Source organism: Marinobacter sp., assembly GCF_048266785.1.
In the GTDB taxonomy this organism is placed as follows: domain Bacteria; phylum Pseudomonadota; class Gammaproteobacteria; order Pseudomonadales; family Oleiphilaceae; genus Marinobacter.
Genome location: NZ_JBLWYX010000038.1, coordinates 1 through 11,025 on the forward strand (window position 1 = coordinate 1; position 11,025 = coordinate 11,025).

Here is an 11,025-nt window from a genome sequence, read left to right on the forward strand (position 1 = left end):
CACCCACGTCGACACTTTCAATCCCGGCTGGGATCCAACCTTCATCGCAGAACGCCTAGAACTCGAAATCTAACGTCCGTTCGGGCATCGAGGTCCATGTCGGGGTGGGACGGGCCCGTGGCTTCAAGATCACTTGCAGTCCGACCGCGATGTCTTGGTTGCGCGAGAGGTTGTCGATATCCTCCACTTCCATCATCAACCCTGGATAATGCCGCCGCCGTCATCGCCGCCGACGCCCGTGCCGGGCTTTTCGGGCCTGTCAGGCTTGCTCGGCCTTCAGCCTGCCTGGGCGAGATCTCCGGCGGACGGATTAACGGCGGAGCTTCGCCGCCTTTCGTGCGTGTGAAGGCCGAAGATAGTTCTCTCAAAAACATCCGTTTATGAGAGATACCAAATGTCATTTTCAGAAGACGACTGCACCAGTTGATTGGGCGTAATGGCTGTTGTGCAGCCAGCTCCTGACAGTTCAATATCAGAAGTGATCTGCACCAATCTCGACTATGCTCAATACTCGTGTGGGCTCTGTTGCAAAAATCGTGAAGCTTGAGCATGCTTGGCGGAGATTGGACGGACGGAACGATGACGGATTTCAAGTGGCGCCATTTCCAGGGTGATGTGATCCTGTGGGCGGTGCGCTGGTATTGTCGCTATCCGATCAGCTATCGCGACCTTGAGGAAATGCTGGCGGAACGCGGCATTTCGGTCGACCATACGACGATCTATCGCTGGGTCCAGTGCTACGCCCCGGAGATGGAGAAGCGGCTGCGCTGGTTCTGGCGGCGTGGCTTTGATCCGAGCTGGCGCCTGGATGAAACCTACGTCAAGGTGCGGGGCAAGTGGACCTACCTGTACCGGGCAGTCGACAAGCGGGGCGACACGATCGATTTCTACCTGTCGCCGACCCGCAGCGCCAAGGCAGCGAAGCGGTTCCTGGGCAAGGCCCTGCGAGGCCTGAAGCACTGGGAAAAGCCTGCCACGCTCAATACCGACAAAGCGCCGAGCTATGGTGCAGCGATCACCGAATTGAAGCGCGAAGGAAAGCTGGACCGGGAGACGGCCCACCGGCAGGTGAAGTATCTCAATAACGTGATCGAGGCCGATCACGGAAAGCTCAAGATACTGATCAAGCCGGTGCGCGGTTTCAAATCGATCCCCACGGCCTATGCCACGATCAAGGGATTCGAAGTCATGCGAGCCCTGCGCAAAGGACAGGCTCGCCCCTGGTGCCTGCAGCCCGGCATCAGGGGCGAGGTGCGCCTTGTGGAGAGAGCTTTTGGCATTGGGCCCTCGGCGCTGACGGAGGCCATGGGCATGCTCAACCACCATTTCGCAGCAGCCGCCTGATCGGCGCAGAGCGACAGCCTACCTCTGACTGCCGCCAATCTTTGCAACAGAGCCCCAGAATTTACCAGTGACGGGTCGAAACTTAGAACTCCCAAAAGATGCCAATATTCTTTCGACTACCTCCCCTCAAAGCCATATCACGTACGTTAATCCTGACTTCATTAAAATCAGTGGTTTCACTGAGGAAGAACTATTAGGCCAGCCTCACAACATCGTAAGACACCCAGATATGCCGCCTGCTGCATTTGAGCATATGTGGAGTACATTAAAATCTGGCCGCTCATGGATGGGGCTAGTAAAAAATCGCTGTAAAAATGGCGACCACTATTGGGTAAGTGCTTATGTAACGCCAATAGCTAAGAATGGTTCGATTGTTGAATACCAGTCTGTAAGGACCAAGCCTGAACCTGAGCAGGTTTTGGCTGCGGAAAAATTATATGCTCAACTGAGAAGCGGGAAGGCCGCGAGGCCGAAATGGGCTGCTAGCTTTTCCGTGAAAATACTCTTGCTCATATGGGGTAGTATTATATCAAGCGCAATGGCTGCCGGCATGCTTACTGATACATCAATAAGCAGCTTATTGTTAGCTACTTTAATGTCAGGAAGCTTAAGCTCTGTTAGTGTTTTGGCTATTCTCTCTCCTCTTGGAAGACTGGTTGAAAGAGCCAGGAATATTTCCAATAACCCATTAAGTCAATCCCTCTACACTGGGCGCACCGATGAGTTTGGCCAAATAGAGTTTGCTTTACGAATGATGCAAGCTGAAACAGGCGCCGTAGTAGGTCGCATAGGTGATGCATCAAATCGGCTTAGCGAACACACCCGAGGCCTACTAAAGGATATTGAGTCAAGCAATGTACTTACAGTTGAGCAGCAGGCAGAGACAGATCAAATAGCAACGGCAGTAAAGCAAATGGCGGCAAGCATTCAAGAGGTTGCGAGCAATGCACAGCATGCTGCAGATGCGGCCGGAAGAGCAGACACTGAGACGGCATCTGGCCAGCGTCTGGTAGCCCACACAAGCCAGTCAATCACTGCCCTTGAAGGTGAAATTAGGCAAGCCGCTCAGGTTATTCATGAGCTTGAAGGTCAAAGTAACGAGATATCAAAAGTTCTTGACGTTATACGAGGGATCGCCGAGCAAACGAATTTGTTGGCACTCAACGCAGCAATTGAGGCCGCGCGTGCTGGTGAGCAGGGGCGTGGTTTTGCTGTTGTCGCCGATGAGGTTCGCAGTCTTGCTGCTCGCACACAGCAATCGACAACGGATATTCAAAGCATGATCAGCGCTCTACAAGAGCGAGCGCAATCCGCTGTTACAGTCATGGAGCAAAGTAGTCGGCAAGCGCACACGAGTGTAGCTCACGCAGAGGAAGCAGCTACAGCTCTTGATGGAATTGGCCAACGCGTTAACGAAATTACCGACATGAACGCGCAAATAGCGACTGCGGTCGAGCAGCAGGGAGCAGTAAGTGAAGACATCAACCGCAGTATTAACAATATACGCGATGCTGCTGATACCAATGTACAGACCGGGCAGAATAATTTGCAAAGTGCGAAATCTGTCGCTCAGTTAACTAGCGCTCTGAGCGAACTGGCAAAACAGTTTTGGGAAAAACGAGGATAACGCTTTTCAGTATCTCGACAGGGATAACTTATTTTACCATCGGTTATCCCTTTTAGCCGCACAAATTTTAGCCTTGGCTTTTCAGGAAGTCAGGGCTATCAGAATGGCCTTAGAAAGCCTAGTCAAAGAGCTGTCACGAGAACACCGTTAGCTTAGCGTACGATTTTTTCCGAATTCTGCGGTTCCCCCATGGATAACGTGACTGACGGTGAGGGGGAATGACCAGTCAATTTCTGCGTCGAGCCATTTCTGAAATTCTTCGTGCTCCAGCACCTTGGTGACATCAAGCAGAAGCAGCTTATTCTTCGTTGCGATTTGGGTGTTGAAGGGGTGAATCGAGAAACCAAAGTATTCATGAAATTCAGCCAGGGCTTTCGGAGTATGCGGCTGTCCGATAACGACTGGTCGAGGAGGCTTCGCTTTGGACGAGAAGTTCTCGCCGATGATCTCAATCAGAGTACCGTCGTTGACTTTCAAATCAGGGAAGGAGACCCCCATGCTGTCAAGCGCGACCATCACGTCGCCAGCTCGCCCATGGGACGTCACGTCGACGATGGTGGCGATTCGCTGGGGATCCCACACGCTGCCTGCCATCTTCCTTGCCATGCTGCCGGAGGTGGAGGCGGAGATAATGCAGAAGTAGGGTTCCGATGGCGGGTTGACCTTCTCCAGCTCATCATACGAGTGGAAACTCACGATTTCTGCTTCGGAGCGGCACAGGACCAAGGCGCACTTGATGTAAGCATAGATGCCCATTGTATCTATGAAGACCTTGGTGCTCCCATTTAGGGCGTTCCCGTGGCATAGAGCGATCAGGTAGGCGACGACATACAGCTCTGCCTCGCCTGAGGCGATCTCCCTTGCTTGGATGAATACCTTGTTCCGTCTCTGAGAAGGATGCTTAAACACATGCCCGGAGGGAGCTTGGTGGACGGCATTGTTTTTCTCGATGAGGCTGTGTACTCCACGACTCATCAGATGCTTCAGATCCACCTCGTAAGAGCTGGGATGGTGTCCAAGGGCATGGTGTCGGAAATTTGCGCCATCCCATTCGACGAATGTGTACTGCTTCACGAAGTCAAAGCCAGCTTTCATGCCGCGTTTGATCATGGTTTGCAGGTGTGTATTGGCCGGATTCCAGGCTGCCTTGAAGGTGTTGCACTGATCGGTAGAGCCCACGATGTATACGCAATCTGGAAGATTGGCATCGCTCTTGAGGGCGGTCTCTACATCTGTATATACGTTCCCTTCAGTCAGTTGGCAGCGTTTGTAGCAGAGCACCAGGGTTTCAATGGTTCCGTGAGAAGGGCAGTGTTTCAGGTACCGCCAGGAGTAGAAGCGTTCCATCACTGAGCCCTCAGCGGTACGAGAATGGAGATAACCGCACCTTGAACGGGTGAAAGGCTGGTTTCAGTCCAGTCATTGAAGGCAAACAGGTCACGGTTGTCGCCAGGCGTGAAGGCGTTGAACATCGACAGCCGCCCTGTGCGGACCCTCATCAGCCCGCCTATCTGCCTCAGTTCTTGCAAGACCGAAGGCAAGCCCTCACCTGCTGCTGCCTGGGATTTCGACGTCGATTTGTGCTGCAGGCATCGGAGAAGCGCCCCTCGTTCATCTTCGAGTGTCATCTCCTGAACTGGCTTGCCGGTGTAGCGGCTGACTAACCCTGGCCCTGAGTCAAAATAGCTGACCTCGAATGCGCGAAGGCTTTTGGCTCCGGTTTCTGTTTTGGCGGCCTCTTCATTCCAGTATTTCTTGAGCTCGGGGTGACCGGAGAAGTCCTCTCTGAAGGTCGACTCGTAAAACCGTGTCCAACCCATCAGCATGCCCTCGACATGTGAGAGATAGGGCCTGCCGGCATGGTCTGTGACCGCATGCTCTTGAGTATTTTGGATAAGCTCCGCAGAGAACAAGGCGAGCGCATGAACAAGGGATTCAGGCACTCCGGCCCTGCTTTGCTGCGTTGTACGATCAACCAGCTTGCGCATGACCGGTGCCATGTCGTCTTTCTCTTTGGCCTTGCCTCGCGAGGAAAACAGCGGCTTCAGATACTGAATTTTGGAGCCTCCGACGCACAGGAGGTCGATGCAGCGCCCTTTGACGACCAGGTCAAAGTTTTGGGAGTCCATCGCTTTCATTCTGCTGGTTGCGAAGGTAAGGACATCTCGGCGATCAATTTCCTTGCTGCCAATCCGTATTCCCTTGGATAGCCGGACACCCGCAATCCCCGGAGAGTAATCACAAACGGCCTGCTGAGCGTCCAGTTCTTGAGCGTTCGGATGAATGTCCAAGTAATCATCTTCGAGCTTTTGGCGAGCTAGGGTAACGACCATCTGCAGTCGAGATGCATCATGCATAGGACTGTGTCGAGCGCCGAGGGTGTCTATGGGGAAGCGAAAGACCGTTTTGCTGTCGGAGGACTCGATCTGGGAGATGATCTCCTCAATCTCAACCAGGCTCCGGCACTTCCCCACGTGTTTAACGGTTGACAAGCTATCACCTCAGGATTGTGGGGTTACTTTTGTGCCGGCAGGCTTGCCAAGAGTTTTTTGATTTGGGGCTCTGGCTTCCAATAATTGGGTCCCTTGAGAAACTTCCCATTCTCATCGTAGATAGGCTTGCCATCGGCTCCAAGCTTGCTCTCGTTGCTGTCCATGATCAGATCCAAAACGGCTTCAAGAGGGATGCCGTACTTCATGGCCTCGGAGCGGCAGTACACGATGATGTCGCCGAGAATGTCTGCAATCGCGACCTGAACATCGATGGCATGGTCCCCTCGGCGAATCTGCTCAACAATGCCATCTATTTCGGCGACCTCATCGAGCAGCGTCCTCTTGAATTTCAGAAGACGATCCTCTGCATCTGGGAAGAGGTGCGGGGTCTCGTAGATGGGAAGTTTATACATCTCATTCATTGCCTGGATGCGGTCGCGAAAACTTTTGCTCATTGATCCATCTCCGTTGGTGAGGCTTTCGCAGCAAACACTACGCTTCTTTTTCAGGGCTGATCAATTCAAAGGCTACACCGAGAATGCGCTTCCGCCTTTAATGCCGCCCCGTTCGCCCCTACACTGCCTTTCCTAGGACCGCTCGCTGACGCGAGCTTTAGGAGCTGTTAAGCAAACCAGGGATGGAGACACCGACATGTATCTGGCTGAACTCAATATCCGCAACTTTCGAAAGCTGCGTGACGTCCAGCTGCGTTTTAGGCCCGGCCTGAATGTTCTGGTTGGTGCGAATAACGTAGGCAAGAGTGCTGTAGTCGATGCGCTACGAGCCCTGCTGGCTGGTTATGAAGAGCCATACCCTCGGTTTGGAGCTGAAGATCGGCACCGTTCACCGCAGGGAGAGCAGGCAGGGGACATTGAGTTCCACTACGTCTTCCGAGGGTTGGGGCCCGATGACGAGGCTGATTTTCTGGCCGCGCTCAATCCTATCGCCGGTGGCCAAGCAGAAGCGCATTTCCATGTGTGTTATTCAGATGCCGACCAAGGGGGGCGCTTACGAGTACGTCGCTGGTGTGGTGATCACCAAGAGGTGTCGCTGACTGCGGACATGATCGAGAACCTGCGAGGGGTCTATCTGCAGCCCCTTCGTGATGCAGCGCAAGGGCTGCGCCCAGGGCGGAACAGTCAGCTTTCGCGCCTGCTGCACCTACTGACAGATGATGCGGGGCGTCAAGGCATCAACGAAGCATTGCAGCGACTGGACGATGAGCTTCGGGATCACCCGCCTATTCGAGGTACGCAGACGGCAATTGCTGATCGCCACAATGCGATGCTCGGAGCGCAGCTACGCCAAGCCCTCAACGTAGGACTGAGTGCTTCCGACTTTCAGCGCCTGTCTACCAGGTTGACGCTTTCTGTGGACGACTTCGAGCTCGAGCAGAATGGCCTGGGCTTCAACAACCTGATCTTTATGGCTGTGGTACTCAGTGAGCTGGCCCGAAACTCTGATGCTGCATACCGTGGCCTGATCGTGGAGGAGCCGGAAGCTCACCTTCATCCTCAACTGCAGGCCGTGCTTTTGAGATATCTGGCGAGCTTGCAAGAGGTGGAGGGGGAGCAGCCTGTTCAGCTCTTCGTGACGAGCCATTCACCCAACTTTGCCAGCAACGCAAATCTTGATTGCCTGGTTTGCTTGGTGGAGTCGGAGGGGCGCGTCGAGACGTTCTTCCCGCGCGAAGTAAGGTTTGGGAACGGCAAGCGGGAGAAGCTGGAGCGCTATCTCGATGTCACCCGCGCGGAGCTGTTCTTTGCCCGTCGGGTTATTTTTGTTGAAGGGGCCGCAGAGATGATGCTCGTCGATGCCTTGGCCACCGCAGCAGGTTTCGACTTACGTGGGCATGGAGTGAGTCTGATCAGCGTCGAGGGGCTCAATTTTGATTCCTTCCTTCCGCTGTTTGGTGAGAACGCTCTGAAGATTCCTGTCGCGTTGATCACAGACGCCGACCCATCGGGAGTAGTGGTTGCCGGTCAACCAGCCCAGCCCTTGTATCCTGCCTTGGGGGCTGCCGTTCAGGTTTCCGACAACACCGCGAACATGCTTGAGCTAGAGGACAGGTACGTCCGCGTTTTCCATGGCGTTAAAACCTTGGAATACGACTTGGCTCTGCACCCAAACAATCGCACAGCCATGTTGAGTGCGTTGAGTGAGTTTCACCCTCAGATTGCTGAGGATCTTAGGGGCGTCGTCAATGCAGCCGCTGACGATGCAGCCAAAGCGCGAGCATTATTCTGTGGAATGTTTGAACGTCCATCCACCCAGAAAAATGTGCAGAAAGGCCGCTTTGGTCAGAGCCTGGCCTATGTAATTGGGGAGGGAGCCGCCTGTGAGGTTCCGCCCTACATCCTCGATGCCATCGCTCATGTGTGCCAGATACCGGGGCAGGAGCGGAGGCATGAATGATTGAGCCATCCCCTGAACAGCGGCTCGTAATTGATGCCCCTCTGGTGCCGCTAGCCGTTACGGCATGTGCGGGAAGTGGCAAGACGGCTACAGCGATTCAGCGTCTAGTTGAAATGCGTCGGCGCCTTGCTGGGGCGAAGGGGCGCATAGCGCTGCTGTCATTCTCTAATGTGGCCGTAGAGACTTTTCGTCAGGGTTACCAAGAGCTTTCTCAGACACTGCCGAGCGGCTCCGGTCGAAACAGGGTTGATATCGATACTCTGGATGGCTTCATCACGGCCCAAATCATGAGGGCCCATGCTCATCGAACTATGGGGGCTAACCAGACAGCTTTCCTAGTGACCGGTGGGGAGCCGTTTCTGGTTGGGTTCAATTGCCCAACGCGGGATCACCCGATACCTGCAAGCGATATCAAGGTTCGATTCAACGCAGGTCAACCGCTCTTCTACTACACGGTCCATGGCAACGAGATGCCGCTCAACCAGGTGGATGCCAGCCGAGTGGTTGATCGATTGGGGCGCGTTGGTGCTTATACGCACGATCTGGGGCGCTATTGGTGCTACCGCGTCCTAAGCGAGCAGCCTGTGGTACTAAGAGCTTTGGCTCGACGTTACCCCCATATCATCGTCGATGAGGCCCAGGACATTGGAGTCCTGCACCAAGAGCTTCTGGAGCTTCTGATCGGTGCTGGCGTGCAGGTGTCGCTGATTGGCGATCCAAATCAGGCGATCTACGAGTTCGCTGATGCCGATGGTCTCTTCTTGCGGAACTACCATGAGCGGGGTGGCGTTGCTCCCTACAACCTGACTCGCAACTATCGCTCCTTGCCTTCGATTCTGAGCGTCGCAAATTACCTTTCGGGAAGGGCAGATGATCCTGATCGTGATGACGAACCCCCACCCCTAGGGGCTTACTTCATTGGCTATGGTGAGCAGGCGCTTCCACCGCTGCTGGATGCTTTCCATGCAGAACTTGGTCGGCAATCAATCAACCCAGATAAAGCTGCTGTCGTATGTCGCGCGGCTGCAATGGCCTCCAGGTTGTCGGGGGACATATATCCTGAGGGACGGGGAGCAGTAAAGCTGTTTGCTGAAGCTGCAGTACTTCGAGATCAGCGCTCCGATTTCCTGGGGGCATTCAGGATGGTCGCGCGTGGCATTGTCAGCCAGTTGGATGGCCCACCTCCTGGGCTGCTCAATAGGTTGAGTGGCGTCGCTCATGACCGTGAGTTGCGTGAGCTGCGACGTCGACTGTGGTTGTTCACCAGAGATCCTGCTCAAGGCTTACCGGCTTCAAGTCTGCCAGCCTCAGGTCAATGGCTTCCTCTGCTACAAGAACGAGTTGCTCAGCTACTTCGTGAAATCCAGCGTGATTTTGGTCTGGCCACATTGGATGGGCTGACACGCCGGTTAACACGTGCCTTGCTGCCTTCCGGGCCTCTTAGCGCGGAGCTCGAGGTGGAGGTTGAGCAGGAGCCTAAGGCCCGGGTGAGAACCGTTCACCAAGTTAAGGGCGAAAGTATTGATGCCGTCTTGTATGTGGCCAATCGGGCCAACATCGAAGCCATGCTGAACGGCATGGATACTGAGGTAGGGCGTATTGGCTACGTCGCTGTGACTCGCGCTCGCAATCTGCTTTGGTTGGCAGTTCCGACGGCTGCGTTGGCTGCCCTGAGGCCACGACTGGAACAGGCCGGCTTTCTCGAGGTGGGCCTAGCTCCAAGGGAATAACGAGTGACGCCGCTTGCGCTTCTGTGCTCATCATTTTCAGGGCGTGCTGCTAGTCAGCAAGTCAGAAGCCACAACAGTGCTAACAGCACCAATAGCTCCACGGCTCTCGTAGAGACGGGATGGCCGCTTATGGCCGGATAGCGACGGTCTGACTCCAGCCTGTTGCCGCCGATGATTTTTTGACCCGGGTGCCGACGCTATGCAGACCCAACCCAGCAGTCTTAAAAGTTGAAATGCAACAGCGAGTTCAGCGTTCGAAACTGGGGCAATGAAATACCGGCATGTGGGTCAAAAATGCATCGGCAGCAACAGTTCGGAGAATCACGCTGCCCTGATCCTTTGAGAATGCAAGGGTTTTGGATGCTGCATGCATGGTGGTAGCTCCTGTATCTACGCAACATGGCGGTCGAGTCAGGTCATGCGCAACGGGGGGAAGTATTTCGCTAAACCGTGACCGCCTGTTTCGAAGTAGGCTGGAAATTGGTCACGTTGTTAGCGAAATGAGTGGTCATGCGTTAGCGAAAAGGCCGGTCACGATGGGCCGAAATACGCACCTAGCCTCGCAGATGCAATGCCGCAGAGAAGATCACGTGGGTACTCATCCGAGTATCGAGAGGCTGACTCGCTGAGGTTGAGTACGTGCGATCGCCTTCCACTCTGTACTGATGCCCAAGCACATTACCTTGAGCGTCTCGAATGGAGCTAATCTCCAGCAATGGCTCCATCATCCAACGACCAGCCTTGTTCATGTGCCCTGGATTCACAAGATACGCCTGCTCCAGCCAGGCGTGCTCAGTCTGCGCAGCTATGACCTGTTCCAGCAATGGAACCGACGGGACCATTAGCATGCTTCGAAAGGCCTCGTTTCCATCGTCCTCAACGATCTGCAAATAGAACCAGAGCCAGGTCACCTCTAGCTCGACATATGACCAGAACTGGACGCCATCTGGCGCTGTTGAGAGTCCGGGGAGCAGCTCCGCATTTCGGCTGGTCTTGAACACGCGGCAATCACCTAATGAGAATTGTGTTTGATTGGTGCACAATATATTTTGTAGTCATATATTGTTCAATCGCGCTTCATCTTTCCATTTTGCGGAGCAGCAAAATGGAAGTCCGGGATTCGTTCGGGAAAGCGTTGAGATTCGTGCGGCACCGTAGGGGGCTGGCGCAGGAAGATTTCTCGCTCGTTAGCAGCCGTACCTTCGTCAGCATGCTGGAGCGCGGGGCAACGAGCCCGACTCTCGAAAAGCTCGATAGCCTCTGCACGGTGCTCGACACTCACCCTGTCACCCTCTTGGCCCTGACCTACTTGCTTGGATCCGAAGCTCCTGAAAGTTTTGAGCAGCTCCTGGAGAAGGTTGGTGAGGAGTTGAGAGCTCTAGTCGAACCTGACTGATTACTCAGCGAGGCTGTGTGA

Annotated in this window: 10 protein-coding genes and 1 pseudogene; 6 read left to right on the forward strand and 5 right to left on the reverse strand. The window is 54.4% G+C overall.

What is annotated here, in order from left to right:
• The 3 genes and pseudogenes from ACN0V1_RS21190 to ACN0V1_RS21200 all read left to right on the forward strand — a co-directional run.
• Positions 1-73 (forward strand): annotated as a pseudogene (locus tag ACN0V1_RS21190) (GNAT family N-acetyltransferase); the annotation flags it as partial.
• Positions 74-579: 506 nt separating this feature from the next.
• Positions 580-1,344: an IS6-like element IS6100 family transposase gene (locus tag ACN0V1_RS21195; RefSeq protein WP_001389365.1), complete on the forward strand. Its 765-nt coding sequence runs from the start codon at positions 580-582 to the stop codon at positions 1,342-1,344.
• Positions 1,345-1,411: 67 nt separating this feature from the next.
• Positions 1,412-2,971, forward strand: a complete 1,560-nt coding sequence (locus ACN0V1_RS21200; protein WP_256825318.1) for a PAS domain-containing methyl-accepting chemotaxis protein — start codon at positions 1,412-1,414, stop codon at positions 2,969-2,971.
• A gap of 147 nt (positions 2,972-3,118) precedes the next feature.
• Here the strand turns inward: ACN0V1_RS21200 and ACN0V1_RS21205 are convergent, their stop codons facing one another.
• The 3 genes from ACN0V1_RS21205 to ACN0V1_RS21215 are packed head-to-tail and all read right to left on the reverse strand — an operon-like array spanning position 3,119 to position 5,918.
• Positions 3,119-4,318 (reverse strand): hypothetical protein, encoded by a 1,200-nt coding sequence (locus ACN0V1_RS21205; protein ID WP_417546830.1) that lies wholly within the window; start codon positions 4,316-4,318, stop codon positions 3,119-3,121.
• Positions 4,318-5,463, reverse strand: coding sequence for a hypothetical protein (locus ACN0V1_RS21210; RefSeq protein WP_263475616.1), 1,146 nt, complete (start codon positions 5,461-5,463; stop codon positions 4,318-4,320). Before ACN0V1_RS21210 ends, ACN0V1_RS21205 begins: the two co-directional genes overlap by 1 nt.
• A gap of 23 nt (positions 5,464-5,486) precedes the next feature.
• A complete protein-coding gene (locus ACN0V1_RS21215; protein WP_263475614.1) occupies positions 5,487-5,918 on the reverse strand; it encodes a pyrophosphatase in 432 nt (143 codons plus the stop codon).
• 196 nt (positions 5,919-6,114) lie between these two features.
• On the opposite strand from ACN0V1_RS21215, the gene ACN0V1_RS21220 reads away from it, so the two are divergent.
• Together ACN0V1_RS21220 and ACN0V1_RS21225 are read left to right on the forward strand one after the other, a co-directional pair.
• On the forward strand, positions 6,115-7,878 hold the full coding sequence (locus ACN0V1_RS21220; RefSeq protein WP_417546831.1) for an ATP-dependent nuclease: 1,764 nt from the start codon (positions 6,115-6,117) through the stop codon (positions 7,876-7,878).
• Positions 7,875-9,608: an ATP-dependent helicase gene (locus ACN0V1_RS21225; RefSeq protein WP_313088268.1), complete on the forward strand. Its 1,734-nt coding sequence runs from the start codon at positions 7,875-7,877 to the stop codon at positions 9,606-9,608. Before ACN0V1_RS21220 ends, ACN0V1_RS21225 begins: the two co-directional genes overlap by 4 nt.
• A gap of 247 nt (positions 9,609-9,855) precedes the next feature.
• Here ACN0V1_RS21225 and ACN0V1_RS21230 read toward each other — a convergent pair whose 3' ends face one another.
• Both ACN0V1_RS21230 and ACN0V1_RS21235 read right to left on the reverse strand, forming a co-directional pair.
• On the reverse strand, positions 9,856-9,981 hold the full coding sequence (locus tag ACN0V1_RS21230; protein WP_417546832.1) for a hypothetical protein: 126 nt from the start codon (positions 9,979-9,981) through the stop codon (positions 9,856-9,858).
• A 181-nt stretch (positions 9,982-10,162) separates the two neighbouring features.
• Entirely contained in the window at positions 10,163-10,609 is a 447-nt protein-coding gene (locus ACN0V1_RS21235) for a hypothetical protein (protein ID WP_003298997.1), read from the reverse strand.
• A gap of 104 nt (positions 10,610-10,713) precedes the next feature.
• Between ACN0V1_RS21235 and ACN0V1_RS21240 the strand changes: the two genes are divergently transcribed.
• On the forward strand, positions 10,714-11,004 hold the full coding sequence (locus ACN0V1_RS21240) for a helix-turn-helix domain-containing protein (protein WP_003298996.1): 291 nt from the start codon (positions 10,714-10,716) through the stop codon (positions 11,002-11,004).
• Positions 11,005-11,025 lie beyond the last annotated feature (21 nt).